The 17451-nt window shown below is 64.9% G+C and carries 12 protein-coding genes and 1 riboswitch; of the genes, 7 read left to right on the top strand and 5 right to left on the bottom strand.

The window, feature by feature from the left end; translation table 11 throughout:
* The first annotated feature begins 1 nt into the window (after position 1).
* Positions 2 to 1903, top strand: a complete 1902-nt coding sequence (locus tag Q4F19_RS12550; RefSeq protein WP_303543055.1) for a glycoside hydrolase family 2 protein — start codon at positions 2 to 4, stop codon at positions 1901 to 1903.
* 386 nt (positions 1904 to 2289) lie between these two features.
* Here the strand turns inward: Q4F19_RS12550 and Q4F19_RS12545 are convergent, their stop codons facing one another.
* Positions 2290 to 2691, bottom strand: a complete 402-nt coding sequence (locus tag Q4F19_RS12545) for a hypothetical protein (RefSeq protein WP_303543054.1) — start codon at positions 2689 to 2691, stop codon at positions 2290 to 2292.
* A gap of 210 nt (positions 2692 to 2901) precedes the next feature.
* Positions 2902 to 4110 (bottom strand): D-mannonate dehydratase ManD, encoded by a 1209-nt coding sequence (gene manD / locus Q4F19_RS12540; protein ID WP_303543053.1) that lies wholly within the window; start codon positions 4108 to 4110, stop codon positions 2902 to 2904.
* Between the two features lie 93 nt (positions 4111 to 4203).
* Here manD and Q4F19_RS12535 point away from each other — a divergent pair, with 93 nt between their 5' ends.
* On the top strand, positions 4204 to 5001 hold the full coding sequence (locus Q4F19_RS12535) for a FadR/GntR family transcriptional regulator (protein WP_303543052.1): 798 nt from the start codon (positions 4204 to 4206) through the stop codon (positions 4999 to 5001).
* A 492-nt stretch (positions 5002 to 5493) separates the two neighbouring features.
* Positions 5494 to 6726, top strand: a complete 1233-nt coding sequence (locus Q4F19_RS12530; RefSeq protein ID WP_303543051.1) for a M20/M25/M40 family metallo-hydrolase — start codon at positions 5494 to 5496, stop codon at positions 6724 to 6726.
* Between the two features lie 276 nt (positions 6727 to 7002).
* Here the strand turns inward: Q4F19_RS12530 and Q4F19_RS12525 are convergent, their stop codons facing one another.
* Positions 7003 to 8115, bottom strand: a complete 1113-nt coding sequence (locus tag Q4F19_RS12525) for a helix-turn-helix transcriptional regulator (RefSeq protein ID WP_303543050.1) — start codon at positions 8113 to 8115, stop codon at positions 7003 to 7005.
* Positions 8116 to 8301: 186 nt separating this feature from the next.
* Between Q4F19_RS12525 and Q4F19_RS12520 the strand changes: the two genes are divergently transcribed.
* The 4 genes from Q4F19_RS12520 (at position 8302) to Q4F19_RS12505 (ending at position 13492) form a co-directional block, all read left to right on the top strand.
* Complete coding sequence (locus Q4F19_RS12520; RefSeq protein ID WP_303543048.1) at positions 8302 to 9654, top strand: hypothetical protein; 1353 nt, start codon at positions 8302 to 8304, stop codon at positions 9652 to 9654.
* The gene (locus Q4F19_RS12515) at positions 9654 to 11234 is read left to right on the top strand and encodes an SUMF1/EgtB/PvdO family nonheme iron enzyme (protein ID WP_303543046.1); all 1581 of its coding nucleotides are present in this window, start codon (positions 9654 to 9656) and stop codon (positions 11232 to 11234) included. Before Q4F19_RS12520 ends, Q4F19_RS12515 begins: the two co-directional genes overlap by 1 nt.
* 8 nt (positions 11235 to 11242) lie before the next feature.
* On the top strand, positions 11243 to 12877 hold the full coding sequence (locus Q4F19_RS12510; protein ID WP_303543044.1) for a caspase family protein: 1635 nt from the start codon (positions 11243 to 11245) through the stop codon (positions 12875 to 12877).
* Positions 12878 to 13081: 204 nt separating this feature from the next.
* Complete coding sequence (locus tag Q4F19_RS12505) at positions 13082 to 13492, top strand: NUDIX hydrolase (protein WP_303543042.1); 411 nt, start codon at positions 13082 to 13084, stop codon at positions 13490 to 13492.
* A 90-nt stretch (positions 13493 to 13582) separates the two neighbouring features.
* Here Q4F19_RS12505 and Q4F19_RS12500 read toward each other — a convergent pair whose 3' ends face one another.
* Both Q4F19_RS12500 and Q4F19_RS12495 read right to left on the bottom strand, forming a co-directional pair.
* Complete coding sequence (locus tag Q4F19_RS12500; RefSeq protein WP_303543040.1) at positions 13583 to 14215, bottom strand: LysE family translocator; 633 nt, start codon at positions 14213 to 14215, stop codon at positions 13583 to 13585.
* 17 nt (positions 14216 to 14232) lie between these two features.
* Positions 14233 to 14314: riboswitch (ZMP/ZTP riboswitch) on the bottom strand.
* Between the two features lie 545 nt (positions 14315 to 14859).
* Positions 14860 to 17268 carry a glycoside hydrolase family 3 N-terminal domain-containing protein gene (locus Q4F19_RS12495; RefSeq protein WP_303543039.1) on the bottom strand — a complete coding sequence of 803 codons (2409 nt, stop codon included), beginning with the start codon at positions 17266 to 17268 and terminating at the stop codon, positions 14860 to 14862.
* Positions 17269 to 17451 lie beyond the last annotated feature (183 nt).

Here is a 17451-nt window from a genome sequence, read left to right as displayed (position 1 = left end):
CATGCGGACCAAGCTCGCTTACGCTCTGATCGGCATCGCGGCCTGGCCCGTGCTTCCCGCATCGGCTCAGGAGGGCGCACCGCCGCCGCCCCCGCCGCCGCTCGCCACCGTGGCGACGAGCCCGCACCTCGTCTCCGCCGACATGCGCGGCGGCATGGAGCTGTCCGGGCCGTGGCATTATTCGATCGATCCGTTCCGCTCGGGGCTGGCCGGCTTCCACGGCGGCCTGCCGGACGCCGGCCAGCGGCGCTGGCTGGACATCGATCCGCGCGCCGAAATGGCGAAGGACGGCCGCGTCCTCTACGAATTCGATCTCGGCCACTCGCCGTTCACGACGCTGCCGTCGTCGTGGCTCACCGAGGCGCCCGAGCTGCGCCACTATCAGGGCCTGATGTGGTACCAGCGGACCTTCCCCGCGCCCGCCGGCCGCACGGGCCGCTTCTTCCTCCGCTTCGGCGCGGCCAACTACAAGACGATCGTCTATCTGAACGGCGAGGCCGTCGGCCGGCACGAGGGCGGCTTCACGCCCTTCGCCTTCGAGGTGACGAAGCTGCTGAAGGATGGCGAGAACCGGATCACCGTCGGCGTCGACAGCAAGGTCGATGAGACGACCGTGCCGCCCACCGTCACCGACTGGGAAAATTATGGCGGCGTCACGCGCCCCGTGCGTCTGATCGCCACCCCCGATACCTATGTCGACGATGCCTGGGTGCGGATGACGCGCGACGGCAAGCTGGCCGCCGACGTGCATCTGGACGGGCCGAACGCCGCCAACCGCGTGATCCACCTGAAGATCGCCGAACTGAAGCTGGACCGATCCGCCACCACCGATGCGCAGGGCAATTGGCATGGGGTGATCGCGCCGCCGCGCGGGCTCGTCCGCTGGTCGCCCGATCGGCCCAAGCTCTACGACGTCGCCATCGCCAGCGGCGAAGACGAGTGGAAGGATCGCATCGGCTTCAAGACGATCGAGGTGCGCGGCACCGATATCCTGCTCAACGGCAAGCCCATCTTCCTGCGCGGCATCAGCCTCCACGAGGAGGAGATCGGCACCGATCCGACCCGTGCGATCACCCCCGCCAGCGCCCGCGCGCTGCTGAGCGAGGTGAAGACCGGCCTGCACGGCAATTATGTCCGCCTCGCTCATTATCCGCATACCGAAGTGATGACGCGCATGGCCGACGAACTCGGCCTGCTCGTCTGGAGCGAGGTGCCGGTCTACTGGCAGGTCGCCTGGTCCAATCCGGAGACGCTGGCGACCGCGCGCAACATGCTGGCCGAGAATATCGTGCGCGATCACAACCGCGCCTCGGTCGCGATCTGGAGCGTCTCCAACGAGACGCCCGTGACCGATGCACGCAACACTTTCCTGCGCACTTTGGTCGGCGACGTGCGCCGGCTGGACGACACGCGTCTCGTCGGCGCCGCCTTGCTGGTCGAGCGCGCGAAGGGGGACGGTCCGCCCGTCATGGAGATGGTCGATCCGCTGGCCGACGCGCTCGATATCGTCGCGATCAACACCTATAATGGCTGGTACAGCCAGGACCGGCTCGCGACGCTCCCGTCCTCGATCTGGAAAGTCCCCACGAACAAGCCGCTTCTCTTCTCGGAATTCGGCGCGGACGCGAAGGCGGGCTTCCACGACATCAGCGATCCGCAGAAATTTTCGGAAGAATTCCAGGCCGAATATTATCGCCAGACGCTGGCGATGATGGACAGATTGCCGACGTTGCGCGGCCTTTCGCCGTGGATCCTGAAGGACTTCCGCTCGCCGCGCCGGCAGAATCCGGATTTCCAGCAGGGCTGGAACCGCAAGGGCCTGATCTCCGAGACGGGCCAGCGCAAGCAGGCGTTCGACGTGCTGGCGGCTTATTATGCGAAGCGCGAAGCGGCCGCGAAATAAGATGGCGCCATCGGAAAGCGGGGAAAGCCTGGCGGCCCTCGCTCCCTTCCGTGCAAGGAAGGGGTGAGGGTGGGTGGAGGTGAACGGCGCGGACCGCATCCTCTTCGGTCCAGCCGACATATGACCGCAACCGCTGGACAGCGGACGTTTGGCTCCCCTCCCTGGAAGAGCATCAGGTGAACAGCGCCCCCGCACTGTTCAGGTCGTGCTGGGAGCATGACCGACCTGATGCTGGGCTGGGGGTGGGTCGCTATCCACCGATGCGCCCGGCCGGACAGCAACCCACCCCTCAATCCCCTCCCTTTCAGGGAGGGGAGGTAACGGCGGGAATGGGTGGATAGGCGACGGTCCGCTTTTCAAGGGTGACGCTGGACTGGCGGAGGTCGTCATACGGGGCGACACAGGACGCCTTGGCAAATGGCGAGCAGATCCGCGCCAAGGGACGGCACAATTACTACCAAGCAGGTCTCTCCGCTTTCGATCCGCGCGATTTGCCGTTTCATAAGAAGCGCGTGTGCCTCCTGATACTGCGTGGCTGCCGAGGGATGAGGTGGCACGAAGAGGCGATCGAAGTCGGTATCCGCATCGGGTGTACGGCCGGTAATAATCTCAACATTTGAGATGATATTGCCTTCACGAAAATCGTCGATTTGCAGCGCTTCCAAGCCATCAAGGACCAGCTCGTAATCCGACCCCACAACGTCTTGGAGATAGATGGCAGCGGCCCTTTCCCGAAGGCTAAGGCCGGTCACGTAACCATCGTGAAAATGAGGAACTGGCTCAGTCATGGGTGAAGCGTAGCTGGCCCTACAACGTCCGCAACCGGGAACGGCCTGAAGCCATCATCTGTCCGCTAATGGGCGGAGGCGGACGCGCTTTGCGCCACATCCGAACGCCCCTTTGGGACGAAGGCCCAGCCTCTTCTCCTTGCTCTCCGCGCCTCCTGCAGGGCGCCGCATCCGGCTGTCAGGCCAGCCGATCGGCCGCCCCGCGCCCCGCTACCAGTTCCACATCGTCCCGTCCTCGAGACGCGCGACCGGCAGATAGGCCGGCTTGTACGGATATTTCGCCGCCTCGGCCTCGTCGATGTCGACACCGTGGCCGACGCTGTCGCCCGGATAGAGCAGACCGTCCTCGAAGAAATAGGTGTGCGGGAAGACCGCGTCGGTCTCGGGCGTGTGGCGCATATATTCCTGGATGCCGAAATTGGGCACCCACGTGTCGAAATGCAGCGCGGTGCCCATCGTCACCGGCGACAGGTCGGTCGCGCCGTGGCAGCCGGTGCGGACCTGGTAGAGGCTCGCCAGATCGGCGACGCGGCGCAGGTGCGTGACGCCGCCCGATCCGACGATCGTCATCCGGATATAATCGATCAGCTGGTTCTGGATCAGATCCTTGACGTCCCAGATCGTGTTGAAGATCTCGCCCACGGCCAGCGGCGTCGTCGTGTGCTGGCGGACGAGCTTGAACGCCTCCTGGTTCTCGGCCGGGGTGCAATCCTCCAGCCAGAAGAGCTGATAGGGCTCCAGCAGCCTGCCGAGATTAGCGGCCTCCAGCGGCGTGTAGCGATGATGGCCGTCGTGCAGCAGATGGCGATCGAAGCCGTACGTGTCGCGGATCTTCTCGAACAGCTTCGGGATGTAGTTGAGCGCCTTGCGCGTGTCCCAGCCCATCAGCGAGGGCAGAGCGGCGTCCGCCGGCTCGTAATAGAGCTTGCCGCGGCCGACGCCGTAGACGCCTTCCACGCCCGGAATGCCGGTCTGCGCGCGGATCGCCTTGTAGCCCATGTCGATATAGTGGCCGACCGCGTCCACCGTCTCGGCGATGTCGGTGCCGTTGGCATGGCCATAGACCATCACGCCCTCGCGGCTCTTGCCGCCGAGCAGATCGTAGAGCGGCATATTGGCCATCTTGGCCTTGATGTCCCACAAGGCGACGTCGACGGCGGCGATCGCGCGCATCGTCACCGGCCCGCGCCGCCAATAGGCGCCGCGATAGAGATATTGCCAGATATCCTCGATGCGGCGGGGGTCCATGCCGATGAGGCAGGGGACGACATGCTCCTGAAGATAGGCGACGACCGAAAGCTCGCGGCCGTTGAGCGTACCGTCGCCGATGCCGTACACGCCCTGATCGGTTTCGATCTTGAGCGTCACGAAATTCCGCCCGGGGCAGGTGACGATGACTTTTGCGGCCGTGATCTTCATGCTTGCCTACTTCCGTTTGATATCGCCGGCTTGTAGCGTGCGGCTTGCCGATTTCAAGAAAATTGGTATGTCCGATTTGTCTGGAGTCCTGTCATGATCCGCCCGTCCGCCAACGCCGTCGACGCGCAGAGGGCGGTAGGCGAGGCCCCGCAAGCCGATCGCCTGTATCAGCGGCTCGCGCGGCAATTGTTCGATGAGCTGGCGGCGGGGCGGCACAAGATCGGCGCGCGGCTTCCGGCCGAGCGCGAGCTTGCCGCGCTGTATAATGTGAGTCGTCCGGCCGTGCGCGAGGCGATGATCGCGCTGGAAGTGCAGGGCCTGATCGAAGTGAAGATCGGCTCAGGTGCCTATGTGCGGCGCCTGCCGGGTACCAAGGATCATCCGGATTTCCACGCCACGGCCTTCGAATTGACGGAGGCGCGGCTCGCCTTCGAGGGCGAGGCGGCGGCGCTCGCGGCGTTGCAGATCACCGATGCCGAACTCGATGCGCTCGACGAACTCGTTGTCCGGATCGCACAGGAAAATGAGCAGGCGCAGGTGGGCGACAAGGCCGATCATGCCTTCCACCTGCTGATCGCGCGGGCGACGCGCAACGCGGTGATCGCCGATACGGTCGAGCGTTTCTGGTCGATGCGATCGGACTCACCCGAATGCGCGCTCCTCCACGAGAAGGCGCGCATCGCCAATGTGCGACCGGACGTGGAGGAGCATGCCGCGATCGCGTCCGCGCTGCGCGCCCGCGATCCGGCAGCCGCCCGCGCGGCGATGCGCGCGCATCTGGGGCAGGTGATGGATTATCTGCTGTTCGCCACCGAGGAGCGCGCGATCGCACAGGCGCGGCGCTCGGTCGCCTCGACCCGCGCGCGATACGGCGGTGCGGCGAAATTGTAAGCAATGGCCGATCCTCGCAGCCAGGGTCGCGCTCATATCGGCCTCTCGACGACATTGGCTTGACCAGTAAGTGAGCGGAGTTGCCAATTACTCATGCGCATATGCGCGATCGGCTTCCCTGGGTCGGATAGAGGGCGCGGGTGTATCTCGCCCGATCCAGATCTGCCGCTCGCCATGGCCGTCCGGATGGCGAAGTCACGTTGCCGGTCGGTCGCGAGGATCTGCCCGCGGGCGCTGGCCTGATGAATAAGACCGCGCTGCTTTGTCACAAGGGCCGCGCGCATCGGCATGGTCGCGCCGCCCGTGCCTTCGAACGGCGGATAGCGATAGTTCGGCCAGGCACGATCAAAACGGTCCCGACGTCGATTTTGCCGAGCAGACGATGCTTCCAGACTTTAGCGGCTCCATTTCGATATCGTGCTCGGCCACACCTCGGCTACGGTGGGTCCGGAATCCGATCCTTACGGATCGTTGCGGTGAGAAGGGGACGCGATGAACGACATGCTGGGCCATCCGAAGGCGAGGCGCGTCCTCAGGGCCGCCGCTGGGGCAGTCATTCTTGCCCTGGCTTCACCGCTCTTGGCTCAGCCGGCTGCTCCGGCGGTCGATCCCGTCCGCGTGCTGGTGAAGAGGCTGGATCTGGAGCGGTACAAGGCGACGATCAAAAGCCTCACCCAATTCGGCGACCGCCGCCAGGGCACCGCCCGCAATCGCGCCGCGATCGACTGGATCGAAGCCCAACTCAAGAGCTACGGCTGCACCAACACCGAGCGCCTGACATATACGTTCGGCGAGGAGCCTGTGCATCGCGTCGCACCGGCCAAGGCGGCGGTCTCCGCCGGGTCGGACGAACCCGGCCTGTCGGTCGGCGGCGGGCGGTCGCGCGGTTTTACCAGCAAGACCGGCGTGAACAGCGATCCCAACGCCCAGCCTGACAACAGGATCAGGGCGCTGGACACCCCGCCTGCGGTCCCGGGAGAGCGCCAGGAGGTTTATTGCACCAAGATCGGGACCGGCCACCCGGGCGAGATGTATATCGTCAGTGCTCACATGGACGGTATCGGCTTTGGCGAGGCGGCGAATGACGATGGCTCGGGCACGGCGCTGGTGATGGAGCTGGCGCGCGTGTTCAGCAGCCCTGATGTGCGGACCGACCGCTCGATCCGCTTCATCCTGTGGAATAACGAGGAGACCGGGCTGAACGGCGCCAAAGCCTATGTCGATCAGCGGGCGGCGCTGCAAGGCAAGGAGTCTCCCGCCGGATCGGGCCGCTACCCCGAGCCGAAATGGCTCGGCGTCATGCAGCACGACATGATGCTGTTCGACCACGGCATGCCCAAGGCCGATGGCAGCCTCAGTCCCGTGCAGCGTCCCGAGGCCGACGTGAACATCGAATTCCAGTCCGCGTCGAAGTTCGCCTCCCAGTCGCAAGAGCTGGCCGTGGCCCTGCAAGCGGCCAACGAACGCTACGCCACCGACTATCCGGCCGCGGTTGGGCGCCACATGACCAATACCGATTCAACGCCGTTCATGGATGTGGCGCCGGCGGTCAGCCTGCGCGAGAACGACCGCGGAGCCCAGGTCGGAAGCGGCTGGGACCCACAGTGGCACCAGCCAACCGATCTCTACGCCACCTACAGCGACAAGGACTTCCTGCTCGGCCTGAACGCGGCGCAGACCACCCTCTCGGCCACCGCGCGGCTCGCAGGCGCGACCCTGCGGTAGCTTCGCAGCGACGTATCTTGCAGGAACGGCGGCGATGCGCAGATGCCAGCCAATATGAGCGACGCGGCCGCTATCCCGCTACGTAGCCGCCGGAGCCCTCGTGAACGGGCAGCCGATATCGACAAGCGCGAGGGCCGTTCGGAATGTCTGATGTGAGTCATCACGGGCCGCAGTCCAGTCTTGTCGCCACCTCCGCCAAGCAAAGGAAGAAATTCCGAGAGACCGCCAATGGATGCTGCCAGGCCGCCACCGCCGGCACACCGTCGAATGGAATGCTCACAGATAGGCACACAACTTACTGATCAGCTGCGCCTGATTGTGGACGCCGACCTTCTCGAAAATATTGCGCAGGTGAACGCGAACCGTGCCGACGGCACCGCCGCTGGCCTCGGCAATGTCGGCAACGGTGCGACCTCGCACCAGTTCGGTGGCGATCGCAGCCTCCCTTTTCGTCAGCTGAAAGAGCGACCGTGCAATCGAGCTGGCTCTCAGGCCCATGTCCCGTGGCGGTTTGGCCAGGAGGATCGCGAGGTTATCGCTTCGCAGACTACCGCGCGCGATATAAGGCATCGCTTCGAGCGGTAGCAGTTCGTCCGCAGCATTGCGTATCATGAACGGACGAGGCGGGGACGATGCCATATCGCCGCCCGCGACGACAGCGTTGCGGAGCGCGGCATGCAGTCGACGCGTGTCATTTGCCTGGTACGATACGAGTGTAGCATCACGCACACTGAGCCAACCTCCCTCGCGCAGCAACGTTTCCGCCGCCGGCGACAATGCCTGTACGATTCCGTCGCTCGTGCAGATGAATGCGGCGGCGGCGACGCGCTCAAATGTATCGGCAACTGCGGTGATTTGGCGATCTTCAAGCAGCAGGTGCGTTCTGACCGCCGATCGCACATGCGGCATGACGTCGGCGAAAGCGCGCCGCTCATCGGCCGATATATTGCCCTGCGCCGCCGTTCTGATGACGGATAAACCCACCGTCATGCCCTGCTCCCGCAGCAGGTTTGCGAGGCAAATATAGGGTCCGTCGATCTTGCGGATATACTCGCCATATTCCGGGTTCCGCTCGGCATCTAGCGCCGTGGTGAAGTCACGCTCGTCGCGGATCTCGAACGGGCTGGTTTGCAGGCCAAGGCGCACGCGGGAGTTGACCGCGGGATCATAACCCCGCGCATCCCTGAAATCGTCGATGAGTTCCGGCGCGATCGCGTTACGACAATAGAAAGCGAGAGCGTTGGCGCGACCGAAGCCCAAAAGCTCACCCGTATAAGAGCCAGTAAGGGTCGCCAGGGCAGACAAAGCGTCGCCCCAATCCCCATTACCTGTCGCGGCAGCATAGAACAGATTTGAAACGGATGCGGGATCGGCCCCGGAATTCGGCAAAATTGGCCCCCTGTTGCTTCTCGCCCACACCCCCGTGCAAAATATCGGCCACAACATTTTGTTAGGCCGGTCAAGCCCTGGCCTATTTCAAATGAGGTATGCGCCGCGTGGCTCGCCCCGTTACCCGCAACCGCGTGACGTTCGTCGGCGGCATGGGGATGCCGCCCCAATCGGGGAAGTTTTTCAATGAGTAATCGTAAACAGGCGCAACCGCGTCCGTCTGTGCTCGCGTTCGGCGGCGCGTTGGTCACGTTGCTGGCCGCGGAGGGCGCGGGTGCGCAGGCAGTCCCGAACATCGGCAATTATACCAGCCTGACGGACAATTTCCGGATCGGCATTCAGGCGACGAGCCTCACGGGCGTCACCACCGCGCGCAGCTTCCAGCAGTCCGCTATCGAAGACGTGACCACCTATCTTGATCCGAGCGAGATTGCCGCGACGGTCGGCACCCAGACCGCGAATTTCGGCGCGATCAACTCGGTGTTCGATCTGCGGGGCGCAACCGCTTTGGCATCGTATGCACAGGGCAGCCCGACGCTCGTAATCCGCTTCGTCAATCCGGACGGCAACACTGTGAGCCTGCGCAACGGCACGGCGTGCAATTTCTCCTATACCGGACAGACGCGCCAGGGCGCCTTCAACACGTTCGACGATCTGACGGACGACGAGGAAAATCCTGCCATTCGCGACCTGTTCCGTTGCATCAGCCGCGGCTTTGCGCGCAATTCGCCGGTCGATCCGCTCGCGGGCAATCCGGGAAGCCTGCAGGCCTCGATGGTGCGAAGCGCGCTCGACCTGACGAACGGGGATTCACTGGTCGAGGGCGGCGCGAATACCTCGGGCGATCCGTGGATCGTCGGCGCGGCCTACACGACGGGCTCCGCCGGTCGCTTCAGCGTCGGCCGGACGGACGGACGCATCATGCGCGGTTTTCGTTTGTTTGAAGGCAATCGCGCACTCCTGAAGTTCGATCTCCCGTTCAGCTACGCGCACGCGAACAAGATCACGTCTTATACGGCGCAGGTCGGCCTCGGCTTGGAGACGGCTCTGATAGAGCAGCGTTGGTCGGTCGAGCCGCGTATCGCTTACGGCGCGGTCTTCTCGCGGCAGGCGGGGTCGGCAGGGACGATCCTGCAGGGCTCGGTGACCAGCCGCTACCTGATCCAGGGAATCGGCCGCGGTCGGCTCGTGATCGGCAACATGGTCGGCTATGGTGCGACGCTCGCGCCGCCTGCCACCAACGCCAATTTTAATCCGGACCTGCGCAACTGGTCGTTTCGCAATGGCCTTGCCTACGAACTGCCGCTCAAGATGCGGATGAGCGGGCGCCTTACCTCGCTGCGTGCGAGCTACGGCTACACCGCCTTCGCCGGCGACAAGCTACGCAACAATCATTTCCACGAGGCGACCTTGTCGTTCGGCCTGCGCGGGCGCGAGGAATCGGTGCGCGCGAGCCGCGATCTCGTGCGCCTGAACTTCAACACGACCCAGGCCCGCGGCTATCACAGCTACACGGCCGGGCTCGGCTTCCGCTTCTGATGCGAGGGCGTCTGGCCATCGCGCTGGCGCTCCTGCTGGCGATGGTCATGGCGCTGGCCGCGCCGGCAATGGCGCAGCGGGCGGCGGAGCCGCGGCTCGCCCTCGTCATCGCGAACGGCCAATATCGGAGCTTCGACGGGCTCAGCGCGACCTATGGCGATGGCGACAAGATCGCCGCCGCCTTGACCGCGACAGGGTTCGTCGACGCGTCGGGCAGTGGGGGGGTCCGTGCCCGACGCGACCTGAATACAGCGGCGATGCTCGCCGAGATCGAGGCATTTAAGGCGAAGCTGGCGGCGGCCGGGCCGAACAGCTTCGGGATGCTCTATTATTCGGGCCACGGCGTGGCGCTCGGCGCCGGCGGCGATGTGACGATGGTGCCGGTAGATGCCACCGCCGCCAACCTCGCCGCCGGGCTGTCGCGCCTTGAGATCGCGCGCAAACTGATCGGCTCGGGCACGCGGACGTTGCTGGTCGTGCTCGATATGTGCCGGAGCATCGCAGATGGCGTGGCGCTTCCGGCGGCCGCCCCGCCATCCGCCGCTCCTGCCCCCGCCGTGCAGGGCGCGAAGGGTTTCCGGCGCGTGTTGCGCGAGGGCGAGGGCCAGATCCGCGTCGATCAAGGCTATCTCGTCGCCTTCTCGACCAGCGCGGGTGAGGCGGCGTTCGACGACGGTATCTTCTCCAAGGTGCTGGCCGAGGAGATCCGGCGTCCGCAGCAGAACATTGCCGAGGCGATGAAGCGCGTCTCGGACCGTGTCGCGCTGAAGCCGACCGGCGCCTATCAAAAGCCGACCTTCGATTATGGCTTGCAGGGCCAGCCGCCCTGCTTCGTCTCGTGCGACCCCACGAGTGGAGATCGCTTCTACGATTGCGCCAATTGCCCGTGGATGCGGCCGATCCCGGCGGGGACGGCGCAGATCGGCTCGTTATTGTCGGAAGTGGGACGGCGTGGGGATGAACCGGCGCAGCACGATGTTCCGATCGCACGCGCTTTCGCGCTGGGTGTCTACGAGGTGACGGTCGCGGAGTGGTCGGCATGCGTGCGCGAGGGGGCGTGCGCTCGGATCCCGTCCTGGGCGAAGGAGAATCCCAATCCGCTGATCCCGGCGAGCAGCATCGGATATGGCGACGCGCAGGCATTCGTCGCCTGGCTCTCGGCACGTTCGGGGCGTGTGTATCGGCTCCCCAGCGAAGAGGAATGGGAATATGCGAGCCGCGCCGGCAGCGGGACCGCCTTTGCCTGGGGCGATGAGATTGCGCCCTCGAATGCCAATTACGACCAGACAGGCCGCTATCGGGGATCGCCGACGAGCCCCTATCGCGGCTATCCCGAGGCCGTGAATGCCTATCCGGCCAACAGCTTCGGCCTCTACCAGACCGAGGGCAATGTCTGGGAGTGGACGTCTGGCTGCGTCGCCGACTGCCGGCGGCGGATCGTCCGTGGCGGCTCGTTCCAGAGCGTACCGGCCGAGTTGCGCCTCGCAAACCGCTTCGCGATCGAGCCGTCAAGGCGCCGCGACGATGTCGGCCTGCGCGTGGCGCGGGATCTCGATCCGGACGAGGTGGCCCGCCCGTGAAGGGGCGGATGTTATTGACGGCTGCGCTCGCTGCAGCCGCGTCCATCTCCGCACCCGCCTTTTGCGAGACGCGCGCGCTCCTGCTCGGCGTTTCGCATTACTCTTCGCCCAGCATTCATGATCTGGTCGGCCCGGCCAATGATGTCGCGGCGATGGAGAGCCTCGCACGATCGATGGGCGCGACGGATGTGGTCACGCTCAAGGATGGCGAGGTCAGCCGATCGAAGGCGGAACACGCGCTGCAGGCGATGGGCGCGCGGGCGAAACCGGGCGACTGGGTTTTGCTTTATTATTCGGGCCACGGCGCGCAGGCGAGGGCGCGGGTCGCGACGACCGAGGACGGGGCATTCGATCAGTTCGTACCGCTCGCCGGGTTCGATCCGGATCATCAGGATCCCGAGCGGTTCATCGTCGACAAGGACTTCTACACCTGGCTCAAGCGCTATGTGCCGTCCGATGTACGCGTGTTGATGTTGGTCGACAGCTGCCATTCGGGCACGATGCACCGCGCCGTCGATACGCGCGCCTTCGGCTTCACGCCGCGACTGGCTTTCCGGGGCGAGGAGCGCGCGTTCGAGCTAGTCGCCAGGCCCGGACCGCAGCTCCCCGGCCTCGTCGCGTCTTCGTCCGAGCCGACCGACGAGCGGCGCGACGATCTCCCCAATCTCGTCTATATCGGCGCCTCGCGCGACGATCAGCTCGCGCTGGAGGTTCCGCTGCCGCAGCAGGGCGCGCCCTCGCGCGGGGTTCTGACCTATGCCTTCGAATCCGCGCTCAGCCTGTCGACGGGCGAAGGCGGGACTGCGATCGCGGATCTGGACGGGGACGGGCGCGTAAGCGTGCTGGAACTGAGCACCTATTTGAACAGCCAGGTCCGGATGGTGACCGCACAGCGGCAGGAGAGCACGACCTTCTTCCCGCCGGGCTGGTCGGATCTGCCGATCCTCTCCTCGCTGCCGCCCCGCAGGCCGATGCCGCTGGGAGGTCCCGTCGCTGTCGCGATGTTCCGCGGACAGGCACCGGCAGTGCCGCCCGAGGTGGGGTGGCACATCGTGGGGTCGGCCGGCGAGGCGGACTTCCTGTGGGATGCGGTCACCGGCGATGTCCTGCGTCGATCGGGCGATCTCGTCGCGAGCGCGGTGACGAGCGTCGGTGGGCTGAATGGGGTGGTGGCAAAATGGCGCGCCGTGCAGACGCTCGCCCCGTTCGTGTCCGAACTGAATACACGCCTTGTGATCGAGCCCGCCGGCGGCGATATCGTCTATTCGGAACATGCGAAGGTATCGTTCGACCTCGCTCGCACCGCGAAGGGGAACCTCGCGGGCCGCCTCTACGCCACGGTTTTCAATCTTGGCTCGGATGGCACGATCCAGCTTCTGTACCCGCTGGGGGCGGACGGGGACGGCGAGATCCGGAGCGATGTCAGGACGCTGGTGCTGCAAACCGAGGTTGTTCCCCCATTCGGAACCGATCATGCGATCGCCATCACGACTCCACATCCGCCCAACGAACTGCGAGCCGCGCTCCGAACGATCGACGGTCAGCGCGCCGGCGACAGCTTGTCCCATCTAATAATCGCACAATTAAGGTCCGCAAAAAACTCCGGATCCTTGTCAATCGTTGAGAGCTACTCCGGAAATTGATTGCGCCTGGCGTGCAGGATCGAAATTGTACAACTATATATCGGCTTATGTCTGAGCGCCCGATCCGGGGCAGGCAGCCTAGAACAAGTTTTGGGAATGCCATGCCTAAGTAGCGGGCACTCGATCAGCGGGATGGCGTTCCCGCGCCACGTTCTCAGTTGGGAAGATGGTTGAGCGAACCATAACCGCTGCTAGCAAGGTGGCATGAGCAACGAGGCCTCTCGCACGATCCGGATAGCAGCTGCTTTAATCGACGACGATGCAGGTCGTCTGCTGTTGGTTCGCAAGACCGGAACCGAATGGTTCATGCAAGCCGGCGGAAAGATCGAGGACGGCGAGAACCCGGTCAGTGCACTTCGCCGCGAACTGGAAGAGGAGATCGGATTGGTATTAGCTGACGACAATGCGCGTTATCTCGGTTGCTACTCCGCGCCGGCTGCCAATGAACCAGGCCACATTGTTGAGGCTGAAATCTTTCATGTTCGGATGCGGCAGGACCCCGACACGGGGGCGGAGATTGAGGAGGCCGTCTGGGTCGATCACGTTACTGCGACGGCGATGTCTTTAGCACCTCTGACCCGCGACTACATCCTGCCGCTCGCCAGCACGCTCTGATCCGGCCTTTCTGATCTAGCATCGGAAACTAGTCGACCGTCTCGCTCACTGCTTACAGCGCATCAATGGTGAGCGAGCGGCCATCCCAGACTACCGTCGCGTTTCGGTGGCCATCCTGACCGCCAAGCCTGCCAGCACCGTTCCCATCACCCAGCGCTGGACGAGCGCAAATGTCGGCCGCCGGACAAGGAACACAGCGATTGAGGCTGCCGACGCCGCGATCATGGCGTTCACGAAGACGCTGATGACAATCTGAACTGTTCCAAGAACGAGCGCCTGCCCCAGCACGCTGCCGCGATCCGGATCGATGAACTGCGGCAGTAGGGAGAGGTACATGACGGCGATCTTAGGGTTCAGAAGGTTGGTCAGGAACCCCATGAGGAAGAGTTTGCGCGGCCCATCCTCGGGCAAGTCCCTGACCTGGAACGGCGAGCGTCCACCAGGGCGGACGGCCTGCCACGCGAGCCACAGCAGATAGAGGGCGCCGACGATGCGGATAGTGTCATAAGCGTAAGGCACTGCCAGCACGAGGGCCGTGATGCCGAACGCCGCACACAGCATGTAGAACACGAAGCCCAAGGCGACGCCGCCCAAGGAGATCAGGCCTGCGGTTCTGCCCTGACAGATGGACCGCGATATCAGATAGACCATGTTCGGTCCCGGCGTCAGGACCATGCCGAGGGCGATGGCAGCAAAAGCCAGCAGGCTAGTCAATTCGGGCATCGACTTTCTCCAAGCGGGAGGGACACCCAGACGCGCGGCCAGCTACTCTCGCGCTTCCCGATGGGTACCCATCTTGCAGCGTCAGTTACGCGAGGCTCCCAACACTAATGAGGCGCAACGTGATCTGTAAAGAGGCCGATCTACGCTCGCATTCGTCTATACCCTCTCGCCCCGAGCGGGTTTGAAGGACGCCGGTCCGATCTCCACCCACCATCCTTTTCGGGAAAGCTGGTGGCGCGGCGTCTGCGACCTTACGCTCGATCCCCGCTTGCAGACGATGTGAACGAAAGGCGGGTTTCGGCGAGCGCCGAGGGCGGCTGAGTGTCGCCTATTGGGTTTGCGCGAACATTATTGAGGCCGAGAGATCGGCGCCTCAGTTGCCGGATCCCCGAAAGCGCCAGTCGGCCATAACCCACTCTCAGCACTCGCGGTTCGGCCAAACCCAAATCAGCGTCCGAAGCGAACGCAATTAGCAACAGCAGAGGGCGCGCGGCCTTATCGGTCCGGGCGAGCCTGCGATTAGACATCCAAACGCTCTAAGCCGATCGGGGCGGGTGGGCCGATCCGCGACGCGTTCGTGCATGGCGACGATCGTGAAGGGCAGGATGATCCCCGACGCGCTTTGAGGGCGGCAGTGATGAGCGCTATTCGACTGTCAGCAGCGTCGTTTTGAGATCGATCGAGTTTCCGCCGGTCATGATCTCGAATTTGCCGGGTTCGACGACGCGGTGCATCTGGTCGTTCCACATTTCCAGGCTGTGCGGCGTGAGCGCGAAGGTCAGGGTGCGCCGTTCGCCGGGCTGCAAGGTGACGCGCTGAAAGCCACGCAATTCCTTCGCCGGTCGGGTCACGGAACTCACCAGATCGTGGATGTAGAGTTGCACGGTCTCGTCGCCGGCGCGCTTGCCCGTGTTGCGGACGTCGACCGATACGTTCGCCGAGCCGCCGGTTCCCATCTTCGCGGCGGACAGGCGGGGCGCGCCGATGTCGAAGCTTGTGTAGCTGAGCCCCCATCCGAACGGGAACAGGGGCGCGTTGTCGCCGAACAGATAGCCGCGATGCGCGGACGGCTTGGAATTGTAGAAGACGGGCAACTGGCCGACCGAGCGCGGGATCGTCACGGGCAGCTTGCCGCCGGGATTGACCGTCCCGAACAGGACGTCCGCCACGGCATTGCCGCCCTGTTCGCCGAGATACCAGCCTTCGAGGATGGCATTGGCCTGTTCGGCGATGGCGACGGTCGAGGCCGGCCGGCCGTTGATGAGCACGACCGCGATCGGTTTGCCCAGCGCCTTGAGCGCATCGAACAAGTCCTGCTGCTGGCCGACGAGATCGAGGCTGTCGCGATCGCCCAGATGGTTGGGCGCCCAGCCCTCGCGGCTCGATTGCTCGGTATCGCCGATGCACAGGATGATCGTATCGGCCGCACGCGCCGCCTCCACGGCTTCCGCGATCAGGCGGCGATTTTCGGCGGGATCGGCGAGCTTGACGTCATTCTCCCACCAATCGTCATTCTCGGTGATCTTCACGCCCTGCGCGAAGACGAGGTTGGCGCTGGTGCCAAGCTTGGTCCTGAGGCCTTCGAGGATCGAGACACTGTGCGGCGGCTGACCGTAATAGCCGCCCAGCCGCGCCACCGCCGCGCTCGGGCCGATGACCGCGATGGTCGGCTTGGAGCTGGCAGAGGGCAGGGCCAGCGGCAGCATTCCGTCATTCTTGAGCAGGGTGATCGAACGCTGCGCCGCCAGCAAGGCAAGCGCGCGCGCGTCGGCATCGTTGGTGATCCGCTCGGCATGAGCGACATCGGCGAGCGGTTCCTCGAACAGGCCGGCGCGGAACTTGAGCTCCAGCATGTGGCGGACGGCGGCATCGACATCGGCCTCGCGCACCCGGCCCTCGCGCACCGCCTTGGCGAGCGTGGCGTAGGAAAGCCCGTCGGGCAGATCGGCGTCCACCCCCGCCGCCAGCGCGCGCACTGCGGCGCCCTCGAGGCTGTCGGTGATGTGGTGGATGTCCTTCAACTGGTCGATCGCCGAATAGTCGCTGACGATCGCGCCGCGATAGCCCCACTCGCCGCGCAGGACATCGTGCAGCAGCCAGCGGTTCGCATGCGAGGGGACGCCATCTATCTCGTTATACGAGGCCATGACCGCCTCGATGCCGGTGCGTTTCACGACTTCCTCGAACGGCGGGAAGAAATTCTCGCGCAATTCGCGTTCGGAGATCGGCGCGGGGCCGACATTGTTGCCGCTCTCGGGCTGGCCGTGGCCGGTCAGATGCTTGAGCGTCGCGAAGACATGATCGGGCCCGATGATGCGCGCGCGGCCGGGACCCTGCAGCCCCTCCACCGCGGCGACGCCCATCTCGCCGACCAGATAGGGATCCTCGCCGAACGTCTCCTCGATCCGCCCCCAGCGCGGATCGCGGGCGATGTCGACGACCGGCGAGAGCGCGAGACTGACGCCGCGCGCACGCACTTCGCGCGCGATGACCGTATCGATCCGGCGGACGAGATCGGGATCCCAGGAGGAGGCGAGCGCGATCGCCTGCGGGAAGCTCGTCGCGCCGACCGCGGCGTAACCGTGCAGAGCTTCTTCATGGAACAGGATCGGGATGCCCAGGCGCGTCTCGGACGTGGCCCAGCGCTGGAGCGCGTTGACGAGCGCGATCGTCTGGCGGATGTCGCGGCCCGGCGTCACGCGGGGCGAGACCGCCCCCTTCGCGTCGGACGGCCGCGTCACCTGGCCCAGGCCGCTCGGATATCTGGCGCGCAGCTTGACGAGATCCAGCTGGAGCTTGTCGTCGAAGATCGCGGTCTTGCCCTCCCAGACCGCGGTGATCTGCGCGATCTTCTCGTCGAGCGTCATGCGGGGAAGAAGGTCGTCGACCCGGGCCTCGACGGGCTGCGAGGGATCCTTGTAGATCGCTGCGGCGGGAATGGCGGGCGCCGGCGGCGGAGCGGCATGCGCCGCGAACCCGGCGAGCACGAGCAGGATTCCCGAAGCAAGGCCAAAACGCCGGTCGCTCGGGCGCCGATCCGATAATGCTATCATCGCGCTCGACGCCTCGGCACGAGGTATGAAGCGCCGACGTAGCTGCCCATTACGGTGCGGGCCTCCGCGAGGCTGCGCGGACCGAACCTCCGGCCCGGAGGCTGGCCGCGTTCGGCCGGCCGCCATTTCCTTGCCGCCGAATGCCCGTAGACGTGGCGTCTGGTGGGTGCATCGCGCGAGGGG

It is taken from the genome of Sphingomonas natans (assembly GCF_030546695.1).
In the GTDB taxonomy this organism is placed as follows: Bacteria; Pseudomonadota; Alphaproteobacteria; order Sphingomonadales; family Sphingomonadaceae; genus Sphingomonas_I; species Sphingomonas_I natans.
The sequence above is the reverse complement of the archived record's forward strand: the minus strand, read 5'-3'. Positions and strand labels throughout refer to the sequence as shown.